Consider the following 15,283-nt stretch of genomic DNA (forward strand, 5'->3'; position numbering starts at 1 on the left):
CTATCCATTTAGTTTAAATTTTGCTTTAAGCACTTAAAAATAGTACTAACACAATAAGATTCAAATCATTTTTGATTCCAGTTGTAATACAAAATGATTTTTGACTTACAACTCAACACATTTTCAAATGAAAAAAAATTAATGGCCTTTTGAAAAAAAATTTTGAATCGTGAGCAAATGCAAAAGTCCTCTTTACAACAGACTAAAAAGTGTAAAGGCTTAGAAAAATGAAACGGGAAAGTGAAGTGGTACTTTAAAAGTATTTTTTGAAAAGGGGAAATCAAGGAAAGATTGTTGGGTTGGAAAGCAAAAAGAGCTTCAGAGAGAGCATTTCACAAAAATTAGACACACTTACGTTTTACACTTTGTAGTAAAGCGTTTTTCCAGACGGTAAATTTTTGTTCTTTTTGATACAACACTTTTAGTGAGTAATAAGTAGATGATTCTTTTGACAGTCCTTTTATAAAATTGAGGTGTTGTACGAGGAGGTCTAGTAATTTCCAATCATCAAAGTAGGTCACTTCTTTAATACCTAATCGTATGGCGTAGCTTTTGAAATGGGTTTTAAATTTGTCTCTTTTATTACGTAACTGTATTCTTTTCTTTCGGTCAGACCGCCATAATATAAAACGTCTTTCATGATGCAACTGATATTTTTCCTTTCGTTTTTTATTCGGCAGTAGAAGTCGCGCTTTTTTAAGTCCACCAGCAAACTTTTTACGAGCAGTGTACAATTTATGAGCATAGGTAGCAATGTACCTTCTCATAACAGGGTGTGTATTTCTTTTTAGTTCACGATAAATGGTAGAGACAGAAACTTCCAACACCTCTGCTATTTGAGCAACAGCATAGATTTTGGCTTCAAGCAAACGTTGAAGGTATTTTCTATCTTGTAGTTGGAGATTTTTCATGAAACCGTATGCGCAGTGAAAAACTAAGTTTTAAAGAATAAATAAACAAAATACTTTATAATGTATTGAATATCAATCAAAAATTACAAAAAACAGCACTTTTTCTATAAAAATGGGTCAAAAATAGATCAGCATTTAAAAATTAGAGTGTTTATCACACTACAACGGTCACTTTGTACACTCTTTTTTAAGTGGGAGAAAAAAAAATCCACTTTCTTTAAAAATACATACACATTATACTAATAGTACAATTTATTGGTATAGTTAAATTCATATCTTGGAATAGTTATATAAAAAAGTGCAGTTTTGTCCTAAAAAAATGATTTTTTGGGTCCTTTTATCCCATTAAATGCCTCCAAAAAATAAAATTTGAAAATATTTACAACCTTTTTCAAACCTCTCCGTTCATTAAACCACAACACAACGATTAACAGTTATTACCACGAAGAACATCACACTGATTAGCATCTAAGAATAACTGAATTTAATAATCCCAACCCAATCTTAAAGAAATTATACACTGGATATTCAGTATCCATTGGCGACTCATTTTACCCCAGTTTTACTATTATCTTATTGTACACTATCACTTTTACTGCTAGCAATGAGAGGATGCTGCTTGCATCCTCTCCATTGCCCAGAAAGAAGAATTTGAGACCTATTGATCAATCAGTTTGTAATAATAGTATTACAAAAGAAAATTTAATACTCTAATTTTTTCGTTACTTGATAATACTTTAATTATTGATTGGTAGATCTTACGATAATATTTATGTAAGAACTTTGTACGAGGAGAAATCCTCATAAGAAAACACACAGTAATTTGTCAAAAGCTCACCATTTATGGTGGGCTTTTATTTTTATTTCAACATTCTTTCTTGATCCAACGTCAAAAGCCTTTTGATAAAATAAGGTCTTGATTTCCAATACCCATCCGTTAGGGGAGCTACAATAACTCCTGTACTTGTACCACAATGGATCATTTTGATCTTCTCATTTTCTATTTTATAAATCATTCCCAAATGAGAAATGGATTGGTAGTCATCTGAATCACTAGAACCAAAACAAACAATGTCTCCTTCCTGTACATTTTCCAGAGCAATGGTTTTCCCCAGCATAGCAATTCTTTTGGTGTTATGCGGAAATTCTACACCAAACTGCTTATAGACATACAGCACAAATCCAGAACAGTCAAAGCCTTCATAAGGATTGACCTTGGCGTATTTATAAGGAACACCAATATAATCATCTGCTTTCTTGGCAATCAAATAAGGAGGTATATTGATATTTTCTGCTTTGAAAAAAGTCTCATAGCTTCCTTCTTGATAGGTAAATGAAAAAGGAGAAAAGGCTTCTTTGTTTTCCTTGACAGATACCACTATTGCATCTGAGGTGGTTTCATCAATTTCAAGCACAAAAACGTTTTCACTTAACTGATTAATTTCACTCAGTAAAATATCATTCTGATCTTCCAATGCTTTTTTACTGAATTCAGTCAAGTACAAAGTGATTTTATTTTCTAAAGTAGCTAACGGTTTATCAGTAGAGGATTTCAACTTCTCATACCTTACATAATGTTCGATAGATCTTTTCAGATATTTCCATTGTTGGTCTGAAAACTTGGAAAAAGTTTGTGCTTTAAACCAGCAGGCCCAACTCATATACTTAAAAGGATACGCTTCGTTGTACTTTTTCTGATGGGCTTTCATGCCTTGTGTCATCACTTTATCGTACTTCCCCTTATTTAAAAGTTTTTGGAGTTTTTTGTCGCTTTGGGCGTGAGAAGTTAAAACGAAACCTAATAAAAAATAAAAAATGAAAATGTATTTCATAATTACCGTATTAAACTGTTCCATTTTCTACCGAATCAAAATAATGTTGATTAAATTGAATAAAAAATGAATATGATAAGTGTTTGTATAAACAATGTAGGAATTTTTAATGGAAGAATAATACTTACGTAAGATTTTTCATAAGAGATTGTTTGGATTCTAAGTATTAGGTATGAAAATGCTCAACTTTATGTTCCAATGCAGTTTTAAACCCAAAAGCATCCTATAATTTGACCTAAAAAAGCATTACTTCTTATGATATTCATTTTCCTTATAGCGGAAAGCAAAAAAATACGCCAAAACATATTGTTTTTATGAAATATACTGTAGTTGCAGGAGATACTTTATATGGTATTTCAAGAAAGAATAATATATCAACCCAAGAAATATTAGCCTTAAATGGGTGGACAAGTGCTCCTCCTTTACAAATTGGGCAGGAAATTATTGTTGCCAAGCCAAGCAGCAGTGCTCCGCCTTCAGACACATCAAGTACTGTGAACACCAGTACGTATACTGTAGCGAAGGGAGATTCACTTTATGCCATTGGAAGAAAATATGGAGTGAGCCCAACGGAGATTCTCACTTTAAATGGACTTAGTCCTTCTGATGGTTTATATATTGGACAGGTTTTAAAAATTCCTTCTGGAAATAAAACAAGTCAAAGCACAACTACAGTAGCACCTACCCAACCCCGCCCAAGTAATTCTGGAGAAAAAACACATACCGTTAGTCAAGGTGAATCTTTGTATGCAATTGCAAGAAAATATAATACAACTCCACAGGCTATTTTGGAAGAAAATGGATTGGGAAACAATGCTCCAATCTACATTGGACAAGAATTGACGATTCCAAGTGCTTCAAAACCAACTCCTGCTCCTGCACCTTCCAATAACACTACGGTGACGTCTACGCCTTCATCCCAAGAAAAGATTGTTTATACTGTACAACAAGGTGATACTTTATATCAAATTTCTAGAAAAGTGGGACTTAGTCCACAACAAATTCTAGCACTAAATGGACTAGACGGAAGTACTCCTATTTATATAGGACAAGAATTAAAAGTAAAAGGAGTTCCAAAGGCAGCTCCAGAAACTTCCGCTCCTACAACACCAAGTAGCACCGGCAAAACACATACTGTACAAAGAGGTGAGTCTTTGTATGCTATCGGTAGAAAATACGGTTGCAGTCCTGCTGAAGTATTAGCGGCGAATAATATGGCCATTGACGCTACGATTTATATTGGTCAAACTTTAAAAATACCTTCTAAATCAAATGTAAAGCCAGTCGATCCCATTACACCTCCGCCTTCAGTACGTCCTACACCAACTCCACCACCTGCCCCTACTACTCCTAATTATAGAGTTTACACGGTGCAAGCAGGTGATTACATTTCTAAAATTGCCAAAAAGTTTCACGTTACTCCACAGGCATTAGTAGCTGCCAACAAACTGCCACAAGGTAGAATTTATGTAGGACAGCAATTGATGATTCCTTCTGCTTCTACGCAACAGTCAACACCTTCTCAAGGCTCATCTACATTGCAAAATCAACAAGGGCACAGTATTTATCGCTTGAGTAAAGAAGACGGAAAAGGAATTTTCACCAGTGGTTTAAGAGGTGCAATTGGCAGCAGTTACAGAATGTCGCCTGATGATGTGAACAGAGTACAGCAACGCTTGGTGCAATTAGGCAGTCTATCAAGTATTCATAATGAAAATGCACATGCTATTGCACAAAGATCTGGTGGTGTAGTGCCAGGAAATGGAATTCCGAAAACACTTGCTGCTATAAAAAATCTTCAAAATAAATACCGATTGAATTGGTGGGTAGAAACACCTGCAAGAGCTCAAATGCTTGGTACCAATTCATTTAAATACGGAGAGATCCAACCCAACGATATCACTTATAAGTTTTTAAGAGAGTTTACAAAATTCAAACTCCAATTCCCTCACCCTATCACAGGAAATAATGAGGTAGCTGAGTTCACCAATTTTGTGCGCAGTGGTTACAATCAGTTTTATGACGGTGTGGGTTATGTTGGTAAATCTTTACCTTCCAATATTCCGTTGAAAGTGTATACTGATGTAGGACTATCGACTACCTTAGCACAAGCTATGCAAGTGGTATCCAGTCATGAAGGTAATTTTGATGCGATCAATAGTTACGACAAAGCCTTTTTCTCTTATGGGTTTATTCAATTTGCAGGTGGAGGCAGAGGTTTAGCTCCTGTAATTGCAAGAATGAAAGTTAGCCAGCCTGCACTTTTCAAAGCCATTTTCCAATCGGCGGGTATTGATGTTACTTACACTACAAGAAACAACGACATTCATCAAGGTGAATTAATTATACAATTCCCTAATGGTACTTTAAAAGGTGTTGAAGCAGAGAAGGTCCTTCGTGGTGATCATCAATTGTATGGTCCATTTATCAGAGCTGCATTCCACCCTGATTTAATCAAAGCACAAATTGAACAGTCTGTAAAAGCATACGCTAAACCTGCTTTGGGTATTAAATTAAATATTCAGACCAGTGGATTCAGATCAAGTACTGTTCCATTGACTGACTTTATCAATTCGGCCATGGGACTTGGTTTTGCTATTGATATGACGGTAAACAAATGGATTGTGAAAACAGGGCAAATGTTTTCTGATGCCATCAATACAATTGCCAGAAAAAGAGGTTATTCTTCTTATGAACAATTGGCTTTGATTGATGAAAGAGAAGTGATTCAAGAAATTGTCAATAAAGAAGGTCCTGCTGATAAAAGAGTAGCTGACCGCGGAAATAGTATGATGAAATCTGGTTTGAGCTTTGCCAAAAGCCCTTCAAAAGGGAATGGTATGATTGCTTAAAATGAAAATATACTATTGCAAACGTAAGCAACAGCATCGCTTTACGTTTCAAAAAAAATCCATTATCAGTCTATGGTTGAAATCATAAGCTGATGATGGGGCAGTAAAATAAAAAAGTGAAGTTTTTAAGGCTTCACTTTTTTGTTTTGTATTTTCTCAGGAAAGGATTCTCCTATCCCTCTAATTGATTAACAAGTGTGATGTATTTTGACTCAGCGTCTTCCGTTGAAGTTCCTTCGATTTTTTTCCATGCATCCCATTTTGCATTTCCCTTAAAATCAAATCCACCGGGTCTTTCAGTATTCACATCTCCTTCCGTTGCTTGCTTAAAAAAAGCATACAACTTTAAAAGATCATCATTTGATGGTCTTTCTGATAATTGATTGACTCTTACTTGTGCGTCTTTAAAAGCATCTGATGCCATAGTGTATAAAGTGTTGTTTATGTTGATGAAAAATAAAACTAAAGCCGATGAGCGGTTATTTTAATAACAAAATAAATCACCGTAATGCTCACCCTTTTTTAAAATTCATCTGTTTATATAAAAAATTAATCGTTTACTCTTGTCCAAAGTTCTGTTCTACCAAAAAGTTTGATACCAACATAACCTCTCATTTTCAATACATTCGGTCCTGTACTTTGGATACTTCCACTGTACGTTTTTCCCGAATCCGGATCATACACCGCCCCACTTTCCCAAGTGCCATTACCTTTGTATTCAAAATCCGTTAGAATATACATATCTTCTAATAATCGTTCTCTCAAAGATGAATCAGGGTTCAATTTATCGATTCTTGGGCCTCCGTCTTCTTCCTTATCTCTCTCCATCCACACAATTCTGCCTTGTGCTTTCCCGTTATCATCAATTTCAATTGCAACATGTGCATCTTTTAGGCCTGTTAACCATACGCCTTCAATAAAACTTTGTTGAGAATCAGTCATAAGTCGTGTTTAATTAGTGTATTAAAAGAATGTTTATTCATTTTTAAATGTAATAAAAAAAATGAACCGATACTAAATGAATTTAAATTTTTCAATCGTATCGGTTCAATTACACAATTTATTCCTCAAGACTTAAAGGAGATTTAATCTATCATCTGCTTTCCTAAATGTTATTATTTCTTGATGAAAATAAATCCGCCTCCTTCATCACCAGTTTGATTGATTACACCAAATTGAGGCACATTTTCACTATTATTCATCACGGCCACTCTAAAACTATCGAAAAGTGATCTTGCACTGATAAACTTCTCTTGATTGCTTATCAATCTTTTCTGAAGGTATTTCACAAAAACACTTTCATCTGGCACTTCTTTCAATGTTCCTGAAGTCATTGCCTTTCGAGAAGGAAGAGATTCCAATGCTTTGATTGATTTATCTGCACCATCAAAAGCCGCTCTTGTTTTAAAAATAGAACCAGAGAAACAAGCATCTGAAATCAACAAGACATGCTTTGCTTTAAAAGAAGCGACATATTCCTTAATGGTAGAATTTCTCACCCAGTTCGCCGTACTTTTTGCTTTAGCATCCGAAGGCAACCAATACCCTGCCTTACGTCTTTGATCCCAATGTCCATGGCCTGCATAAAAAATCAGGATATGATCATTTTCTGAAGACTCTTCCATCATTGCGTCAAAAGTCTCAATCAAGCTTTCCCTTGTTGGGCTCAGAAGTAATTTTACATCTTCTTTATTGAAAGCATAATAAGTCGTCAATATTTCTTCCAATGAAGCCGCATCTTTTTCTGGATTGTCCAAACTTGCAATCTTCCCATCGTTATAGGTATTGATACCAATGATGATGGCTTTGTATTTTGGTTCAGGAACATAATCTTTGATATCAAACCCCAAGTCAGAAAAAGAGGAAACTGAAGAAGGCTTTTTAGCAGGTGAAGCTTCTTCTTTCTTAGCCTTATCACTATTTTGAGAGTTGTCTGTATTTCTACTTAAAGCTACTTCCTTTTTCACTTCTCCTTTGGTCTCAATGACCTTGTTCAAAGGAATTTCCATCAACTTTCCATCTCTTGAAAAGTAAGCTTTCTGACTTACTCCATCTATACACGGCGGGTGATTTAGTTTACTTTGATTGATAGACAATACCGGTTCAGGGTCCGACCAAGTACCGTCGTCGTTTTTTCTTGTCATCATCACATCATAATCAAAACTCTCATCGCTAATTTTTGATGTAAACATCAACGTCTTGCCATCAGGAAGGATTCTTGGCTCTTTTTCACTGTATAAATTCACTCCTTCTGGAAGCTTTACAGGTTCTCCCCATTTTCCATCTTTGTCCAACTCCGAATAATAAAGAGCGTATTTCAGATCAATTGGGTCTGAGAAATCTTCTAAACGAGAAAAATATAGACCTTTTCCATCTTTGGTCAAAGACGGATACATTTCATAACCGCTTGTGTTTACTTTTCCTTCTATTTTCTGAGGCTTCCCTAATCGACGCCCCCAACGTTTCATTCTGTAAATATCACTTCCTGAGTTTTTCCCTTTGGCTGAAAAATAAATCCAACGGCCATCATAACTGATCATTGGCCCTGTAGGGTAGGGTAAATTTTTCGGCAGTTCCAAAGTAGTTGGAGGCATAAATTTACCATCAAGTTTATTCGATAAAAGAAAAGTAAAGCCTGCTTTATTCTCCCTGGCAAAAAGAAGTACTTTCCCGTCTGAAGTAATGCTTGGAAAACGCTCATCTCCATCCAAATCAAATGATGGTGGGAACTGAGATTGAGCATAGCCTCCTATTGTACTAAAAAATAGGACGAAAAAAAGTAAAATTTGACGACTATTCACAATGCGTATTTTCAATGGTTTTTTTATTCTGTATCTTTGTGAGATTTTATTACAATATAAAGAAGTGAACAAACTTCATACCTCAAAAAAATGCAATTAGAAAAAAAACAAAAGAAAAAGGAATCACCAGTAGTAAGTTTATTACTAAATATTGTTATTCCTTCACTTGTAATGAGCAAATTGAGTGATCCAGAATACTTAGGAGATCTATACTCAGTGCTGATTGCAATCGCATTTCCGCTAGTATATGGTATTTATGATTTTATTGCTCGAAAGGATATCAGTATCATCGCTGTGTTAGGTTTAATTAATGTAGCACTAACGGGAGGAATTAAACTGTTGCATTTACCAGCAGAATATATTGCAATAAAAGAAGCAATGATTCCAGGTGTAATTGGTGTGATTGTTTTTATCTCTACTTTCACAAAATACCCATTAGTAGAGAAGTTATTATACAATGAAAACTTTTTGGATGTCAAAAAAATTGAGGCACAATTAAAGTTTAGAAATACGAGCGAACTTTTTGAAAAGCGTTTAAAAACAACATCATTCATGTTGGCTGGCTCATTCTTTTTGTCTTCTGCTCTGAACTATATTTTGGCAAAAGTGATTGTGAAAAGTAATTCAGACACCGTAGAATTCACAAAAGAGTTGGGACAAATGACAGCATGGAGCTGGGTAGTAATTGCCATTCCTTCTACAATTGTGATGATGGGTGCATTAATGTACCTTATCAAGGGAGTGAAAGAATATACTGGATTTGAAATGCAGGAAGTTCTTGTGGGTTTTGAAGATATTGAAAAAGAGAAAGAAAAATAAAAATGGCTTTAATTGATCATTCGATAGAGAAAGCAAAAGAGATATTGGAAAGTGGTCAGCTGATTGGCTTGCCTACTGAAACCGTATATGGTCTTGCAGGGAATGCCTTGGATCAAAAGGCGGCTTCTTTGATTTTTGAAACCAAAGAACGTCCTAGTTTTGATCCGCTTATTGTTCACAGTAATTCCTTAGAACGATTAAAACCTTATATCTCCGAATTGCCACCCCAAGCTGAAAAATTAGCAGAAGCATTTTGGCCTGGCTCTTTGACAATGGTTTTACCCAAGTCAGATCAGATTCATGATCTTATTACAAGCGGGTTGGATACTGTGGCAGTTCGTGTACCTAAACATGAACTTACTTTATCTCTTTTAGCTTCTTTGGACTTTCCTGTTGCTGCACCAAGTGCTAATAAATTTGGGTACATCAGTCCCACTACTGCACAACATGTGCAAGATGGATTAGGTAGTCAAATTCCTTATATTTTGGATGGAGGAGCCTGCAATGTTGGCGTGGAGTCTACTATTGTTGGCTTCCCTAATGGTGAGCCAACTATTTATAGAAAAGGGGGAATTCCTGTGGAGGAAATTGAAAAAGTAATTGGGCCTGTGAAGGTCAATGCTCAATCTTCATCTCAGCCTAAAGCACCAGGAATGCTTCATAGACACTACGCACCAAATGCTACACTTTTATTGGGTAACATAAAAGAACTTATCAAAGTGCACGAAGGTAAAGATGTCGTCACGCTTTCATTACAATCAAAGTTTGATGAGCTTCCTGATGAAAAACAATTCGTCCTTTCAGAAAGTGGAGATTTGAAAGAAGCAGCACAAAACTTGTTCAAATATTTAAGAGAAATCGATCAGCTTGCACCTCAATTTATTCTCGGTGAATGGATGCCAGAAGAAAGTTTAGGTAGAGCGATTAATGATAGAATTAAAAGAGCAGCATCCTTAGGATAGCTGCTCTTGCTTTATAGTCTCTAATTCTTTTTCTTCTATAATATCAAAAAGGATAGTGCATCGAGTACCCACCCCCTCTTGAGAGTCAATAAATAATTTGGCGTTGTTTCTTTTCACAAAATCCTGTACTAGAATCATTCCCAAACCAACACCCTTCTCTCTTGCTGTTCCTTTCTTTGAGAACTGCACCATTGGATCAATCAGTTTTTTCAATTCAACCTCTGTCATACCTGTACCATTATCTGTAATGGTCACTTCCAGCTTTCCTCCTCTTTCCATTGCAGAGATACTGATCATCCCTTTTCCATTTGCCGATGTAAATTTCAATGCATTGGAAAGTAAATTTCTGATCACACAGTCAATACTGTTTTTATCAATTTCAACAAAATGATCACCTTCCACCTCAGAAATAAGCTTTATGTTTTTATCCAAAGCATTAGGTTGCAATAGGCTCAAATTTCTGTTGATGATCTTTGTGATATTGTTCTTTTGAATATCAAACTTAATGGCATCAGAAGCCGACCTTGACCACGAAAGAAGGTTTTCCATCAATGCCATCATGTTCTTCATAGAATTCAACATGTCCTTTGAAAGATTTTGAATTTCATCTGGAGAAAAGGCATTAGATCTTTCCATCAATAATTTCAAAAAGCCAATCTGTGTATTGATTGGGCCTTTTAAATCATGAGAAATAATAGAGAAGAATTGGTCTTTCACTCTATTACTTTCCATTAATTTTTTCTTCGAACTTTTCAGTTTGCGGTTACCTTGTTCCAGTTCTGCGAATTGATTTTGAATCATCTCATACATTTCTTGAAACGAGTCAGCAAGCGCAGCGACCTCTCTAGTAGGCTTTCTTAATTCTTTGAAATCTACATCATCGCCCTTCGCAACATATCCGTTTTCAATGATTCTTCTCGTTTTATCTTGTAAAACGGTAATAGGCATTGAAACGCGAGAGGCAGTGTAATACCCCACAATCACGGTAAATAAAACGGCACCTAAAGAAACCAGCAAGTAGGAAAGCTTTACTTTCCACATCAGTGAAATGAATCTTCTTGAAACCTCTGTACTCAATGAATCAAACTCAGACTCAATATATGAAGCTGTGCTATTCAATTTTCCTTTCAAGCCTTCAGAATTCGTTTTCCCTAATTTATAGTAAATCAAAACGATTTCATTATAAGCTGACAGGTAATCATCTACGGCTTTGATCAAGCGTTTATTCTTTTGTGGATTTTTTTCTAGTTCCTGCTGTAATTGTCCCGCTGATTTATTGATCTCCAATACAAATGAAGTCTTTGGGTCCAATAGATATTTCATCCCATTCAATTGCATTTGATCAAACAACTTCATGTGTCTTATATTGTTCAGCTGACTGAGGATTTCCGCATTTTCATACATCTTCCCATACAAGCCTGTGGTATCAGAACCTAGATCCTTTTTGGCTTGCATAAGGTTTATGACCTGATCATTGTAACGGTCAATAAGACTGTCAATGAACATCAAATGAGGTTCTAACTCCCAATCTTTGATTTGTTCATGATTCAGTAATTTATCAATACTCACAGAAACGAGGTGGACTCTATTGCTTCTTTTGTTGACAAAGTCATTCAAAGAAACCTCATTGTAATAGTTGGATGAAAGATCATTTGATATATCGGTAGCGTCTCTTTTTATTAAATCCAAGACACTTACCTCCAAGTGCATTAACCATGCTTTTACTTGATCGAGTTCTTCACTTCTATGAATATATTTATAAGTAATAAACGAGATACAGCTAAATAATACTGAAAAGGAGATAAAAACAGTAAGTATTCGGCCTCTTAAACTTCCATTATTCATAATCGTAAGTTTAGTTTACTTTACGTAAAATCTGAGATTGGTAAAAAAAATCACAGTTTATTCAGATTTTGTTTAGTAATCTGCTTAAGATAACTATTATTCTTTCTAATAACAATTCAAATTAACCTCAGACCTAAAATTGAAGCGTCGTCATTTTGGACCGTATTGCCTTTCCATTCAATAAACGTTTTCTCAATATACTCTTTTTGTATATTCAGATCTTCAGCATGAACATCAATCAGCAACTCTTTAAGTCGTTTTTGTGTAAATTCCTCATTATCATTATTTTTCTGACGGATCATACCATCAGAGAATAAATACAATAAAGCGTTTTTAACTCTGTTTAGAGGTATATATTGTGTATTGGCTATAAACTGACTTTCTACATTATTTGCTTCCAGTGTTAGTTCATCTCCCATTAGTTCTTCAAAATTTTCATCACGAAGTACAAAGATTGATTGATTCAAACCTGAAAACTCCAACATCTGTTTTTGTCTATCCCATACACAAACTGACAATCTCAATCCTTCTTCAAAAATTAAATCTTCAGACTTCGTTACCTCTAAAATATTTTTGTGGATGGCTTCTAATATACGGCTAGCGGAAGCTAATCTTTTAACATTGACAACTTCATTAATAATGGATGTAATCACCATTCTGCTCAACGCAGCCTTAATACTCTCTTTACCTGTATCGCCTAAGAAAAAGAATACTCTGCTGTCTCTTTCATAAGTACATATAAAATCTCCAGAAATCTGCTCTTTTGCTTTATGTATATGAAAATGACTTTCTAGTGATAAATGATAGAGACTGCTGTCATACATACTCAGCTTCAATATTTTCTTCACTGATTTGTAATGTGCATCAATTTCTTGCTCCAAAGCTACCACTTGAGTATTGAGATTTTTATTTTCAGTAATTAAATTCTGCTCCTTTGAAGACAATGATTCATTCTGCTTGTGTTGTTGACTGACAATATTTGAACTTTCAGAAAGTTTCAACTCCATCTCTCTCTGCACTTCATGAAGTCTTTTCACTTCATTTCCTAAGATATCCATTTTCTGGAGCATGTCATTTGAGATTCCTTTTTCCGAAAAGTTCATATAATTAAACGCCAATGGCTTTTCTGCCAAGTCATCTAATGCATTTTTTAAAGCATAGATAGGTTTTGCCAACCTTCGTCCACCATATATTACTCCAAGCAAAAAGAAGATTCCTATGACCAATAAGAGAGCATTGAGGTAGAACCTCACTTTATACCACTGAGCAAATGCTTCATCTTTTCCCCATTCTACTACAACTCTCCAATCAATTCCATCACTTTTCAACCAATGCGTCATAAAAATAGCATTGACACCATTGACAGAAACACCTTCAGAAGAAGCCATAATATTACTATTACTCATTTCAATCACCTCATCGGAGACTTTCAACAAACCAATAATGGAGTTTTCTTTCTTTGCTTTGCTTAAATCTTTTTCTGCAACGCCTTGCTGTGATAATCTAAGCAACACTTCACTAGGATTTTTATTAAAAGCTCTAATTGAAGACCTTAATTTTCCATCTTTTCCAATAAGATAAATATCCGCTGTTTCCGATTCCTCTACATTGCTGATCTGTGCATTGAGATTCCATTTATTGGCATTATAAACATAAAGCAAAAAGAAACTTCTTCCTTCTGTATTAGGAACTTTTGAAAGTAGAAAAACTCTTTTCCCTACATCTAAAAATGTAGTTAGATCAATCCATTGTGATGATTTATTTTGTAGTAAACGGATTTTATGAGAAAGTTTCAGGTTTTCTAATCCTTTGCCATCAATAGGCTTACCTACTAATTGATCTCTTTTTGAAGATCCTAAGATTCTTTCTTTATTGAATAAAATAACTTCCTCTACATCTGCAATTTTCTGAAAGTGCTCCAAGTTTTTTCTTAAAGCAACAATTCCCGTTTTTTTACGGTTTGAAGATTTATTGAGATTATATTGTATCACCGATTGTAAAGAGTCTCCTCCATTTTCCTTGTAAAAAGAAGAGTTTGTAATTTTCCCCCACTCTTTTGAAGTGGGCTTCTTCTCTGTAAAACTTGAAAATGATTGATCTATCGCTGTGATATTCTCTATGGATAATGCCTCTGAAAGTAAAGATATAGTCCTTTCCTCGTTTTGTATGGTCTTGGTAAGATAATCAGCAATAGCCAATGTAACATCTTCCAATCTCTCCTCTACAGCTTTGTTTTCGAAACGAGTCAGAATACTGTTTACAACAACAACTAATACAAAAAGGGCTAGGATTACTATTGTAAAAAAATAAGAAAATATACTTGATTGTATCTTTCTAAACATAGGATTTCTTTAATCTATTTAAGTCTGAATACTAAGACAAGAATGAATATGGCTGATTCTTGCCTTGATAGTTTTTATAAAAGTAGTCATTTCTACGTCACAAATAAACTTCTAGGGTACATAAAACTTTATTGTGTTTCGTTATTTAATGATTGACACAAAAAAAGGTGGCCTTAAATCCATAAGGCCACCTTCTTTTTTCTATAAAAAATGATTACTTTTCTTCTATTTCAATCATCTTGATTTTTACTTCATTGTTGCCTTCTTTCATCTTAAACTCGTCATCTGAACTTCTCTCAATAACTTGTTTGACTGTCTCCCCATTTTCCAATGTGACATCAGCTTCAATGTAAGTTTTATCATCGTCAATGGAAACATTCATAGAATTAATATTCTTTATTTTCTCATTATGTTCATCGGCTACTGCTTGTTCAATCTCCGATTTAAAAAGATGATCATGTTTTTCTTCTGCAGTCTCTCCCGTCTTGTTAATTTTGATCACTTTTGCTCGAGATGAATCTGATTGAGATATATTGATGTCGACCTCTTCATCTATTGTCCAATTGACATCCAATGCTACATCTTTTGTAAAATTTTTAACTATTTTCTCCATCTCCTTATTGGAGAGTGTTACAGATCTTGTTTCTGTTTTCCCATTTTCCAACTTCACTTTCCCTTCTAAAAGAATACCTTTGGAATTACTATTGATTTTGATATTATCTACACCAACAACGTCTTTTCCGAATCGCTTTTTAATATCAGGAATAAAGGCCGGCTCATTAAATTCTATGGCCGTGGATAAATTCTTTTCTACATCTACTTTTGTTGCCTCATCACAACCAAAAAGGAGTAACGATACAAGGGTAAAAAGCGAAATATAAAATTGTTTTTTGCAATTCATAACTGTTATCATAGATGT

The 15,283-nt window shown here is 34.8% G+C and carries 11 protein-coding genes; 3 read left to right on the forward strand and 8 right to left on the reverse strand.

What is annotated here, in order from left to right; all coding sequences use genetic code 11:
• Positions 1–341 precede the first annotated feature (341 nt).
• A complete protein-coding gene (locus AVL50_RS13585; protein ID WP_062617041.1) occupies positions 342–911 on the reverse strand; it encodes a helix-turn-helix domain-containing protein in 570 nt (189 codons plus the stop codon).
• A gap of 860 nt (positions 912–1,771) precedes the next feature.
• On the reverse strand, positions 1,772–2,767 hold the full coding sequence (locus AVL50_RS13590; RefSeq protein WP_062617042.1) for a C40 family peptidase: 996 nt from the start codon (positions 2,765–2,767) through the stop codon (positions 1,772–1,774).
• A 290-nt stretch (positions 2,768–3,057) separates the two neighbouring features.
• Here AVL50_RS13590 and AVL50_RS13595 point away from each other — a divergent pair, with 290 nt between their 5' ends.
• Entirely contained in the window at positions 3,058–5,595 is a 2,538-nt protein-coding gene (locus AVL50_RS13595) for a LysM peptidoglycan-binding domain-containing protein (RefSeq protein WP_062617043.1), read from the forward strand.
• A gap of 172 nt (positions 5,596–5,767) precedes the next feature.
• Here AVL50_RS13595 and AVL50_RS13600 read toward each other — a convergent pair whose 3' ends face one another.
• The 3 genes from AVL50_RS13600 to AVL50_RS13610 form a co-directional block, all read right to left on the reverse strand.
• Complete coding sequence (locus AVL50_RS13600) at positions 5,768–6,019, reverse strand: acyl-CoA-binding protein (RefSeq protein ID WP_062617044.1); 252 nt, start codon at positions 6,017–6,019, stop codon at positions 5,768–5,770.
• Between the two features lie 125 nt (positions 6,020–6,144).
• Complete coding sequence (locus AVL50_RS13605) at positions 6,145–6,537, reverse strand: DUF2147 domain-containing protein (RefSeq protein ID WP_062617045.1); 393 nt, start codon at positions 6,535–6,537, stop codon at positions 6,145–6,147.
• Between the two features lie 173 nt (positions 6,538–6,710).
• Positions 6,711–8,411: a caspase family protein gene (locus AVL50_RS13610; protein ID WP_172826839.1), complete on the reverse strand. Its 1,701-nt coding sequence runs from the start codon at positions 8,409–8,411 to the stop codon at positions 6,711–6,713.
• A 75-nt stretch (positions 8,412–8,486) separates the two neighbouring features.
• Here AVL50_RS13610 and AVL50_RS13615 point away from each other — a divergent pair, with 75 nt between their 5' ends.
• Positions 8,487–9,215 (forward strand): VC0807 family protein, encoded by a 729-nt coding sequence (locus AVL50_RS13615; RefSeq protein WP_062617047.1) that lies wholly within the window; start codon positions 8,487–8,489, stop codon positions 9,213–9,215.
• 2 nt (positions 9,216–9,217) lie between these two features.
• The gene (locus AVL50_RS13620) at positions 9,218–10,177 is read left to right on the forward strand and encodes an L-threonylcarbamoyladenylate synthase (protein WP_062617048.1); all 960 of its coding nucleotides are present in this window, start codon (positions 9,218–9,220) and stop codon (positions 10,175–10,177) included.
• Here the strand turns inward: AVL50_RS13620 and AVL50_RS13625 are convergent.
• The 3 genes from AVL50_RS13625 to AVL50_RS13635 all read right to left on the reverse strand — a co-directional run bounded on the left by AVL50_RS13625 (position 10,169) and on the right by AVL50_RS13635 (position 15,265).
• The gene (locus AVL50_RS13625; protein ID WP_062617049.1) at positions 10,169–12,022 is read right to left on the reverse strand and encodes a HAMP domain-containing sensor histidine kinase; all 1,854 of its coding nucleotides are present in this window, start codon (positions 12,020–12,022) and stop codon (positions 10,169–10,171) included. The genes AVL50_RS13620 and AVL50_RS13625 overlap by 9 nt on opposite strands.
• A 116-nt stretch (positions 12,023–12,138) precedes the next feature.
• Positions 12,139–14,364 carry a PP2C family protein-serine/threonine phosphatase gene (locus AVL50_RS13630; RefSeq protein WP_062617050.1) on the reverse strand — a complete coding sequence of 742 codons (2,226 nt, stop codon included), beginning with the start codon at positions 14,362–14,364 and terminating at the stop codon, positions 12,139–12,141.
• Positions 14,365–14,578: 214 nt separating this feature from the next.
• The gene (locus AVL50_RS13635) at positions 14,579–15,265 is read right to left on the reverse strand and encodes a hypothetical protein (protein WP_062617051.1); all 687 of its coding nucleotides are present in this window, start codon (positions 15,263–15,265) and stop codon (positions 14,579–14,581) included.
• Positions 15,266–15,283 lie beyond the last annotated feature (18 nt).

The sequence above is a fragment of the Flammeovirga sp. SJP92 genome (assembly GCF_001583495.1).
Classification (GTDB): Bacteria; Bacteroidota; Bacteroidia; order Cytophagales; family Flammeovirgaceae; genus Flammeovirga.

What these genes read in the sequence shown, in the direction of transcription:
- AVL50_RS13585 (WP_062617041.1), bottom strand. Translation starts at nt 911, where the DNA reads ATGAAAAATCTCCAACTACAAGATAGAAAATACCTTCAACGTTTGCTT.
- AVL50_RS13590 (WP_062617042.1), bottom strand. Translation starts at nt 2,767, where the DNA reads ATGGAACAGTTTAATACGGTAATTATGAAATACATTTTCATTTTTTAT.
- AVL50_RS13595 (WP_062617043.1), top strand. Translation starts at nt 3,058, where the DNA reads ATGAAATATACTGTAGTTGCAGGAGATACTTTATATGGTATTTCAAGA.
- AVL50_RS13600 (WP_062617044.1), bottom strand. Translation starts at nt 6,019, where the DNA reads ATGGCATCAGATGCTTTTAAAGACGCACAAGTAAGAGTCAATCAATTA.
- AVL50_RS13605 (WP_062617045.1), bottom strand. Translation starts at nt 6,537, where the DNA reads ATGACTGATTCTCAACAAAGTTTTATTGAAGGCGTATGGTTAACAGGC.
- AVL50_RS13615 (WP_062617047.1), top strand. Translation starts at nt 8,487, where the DNA reads ATGCAATTAGAAAAAAAACAAAAGAAAAAGGAATCACCAGTAGTAAGT.
- AVL50_RS13620 (WP_062617048.1), top strand. Translation starts at nt 9,218, where the DNA reads ATGGCTTTAATTGATCATTCGATAGAGAAAGCAAAAGAGATATTGGAA.
- AVL50_RS13625 (WP_062617049.1), bottom strand. Translation starts at nt 12,022, where the DNA reads ATGAATAATGGAAGTTTAAGAGGCCGAATACTTACTGTTTTTATCTCC.
- AVL50_RS13630 (WP_062617050.1), bottom strand. Translation starts at nt 14,364, where the DNA reads ATGTTTAGAAAGATACAATCAAGTATATTTTCTTATTTTTTTACAATA.
- AVL50_RS13635 (WP_062617051.1), bottom strand. Translation starts at nt 15,265, where the DNA reads ATGAATTGCAAAAAACAATTTTATATTTCGCTTTTTACCCTTGTATCG.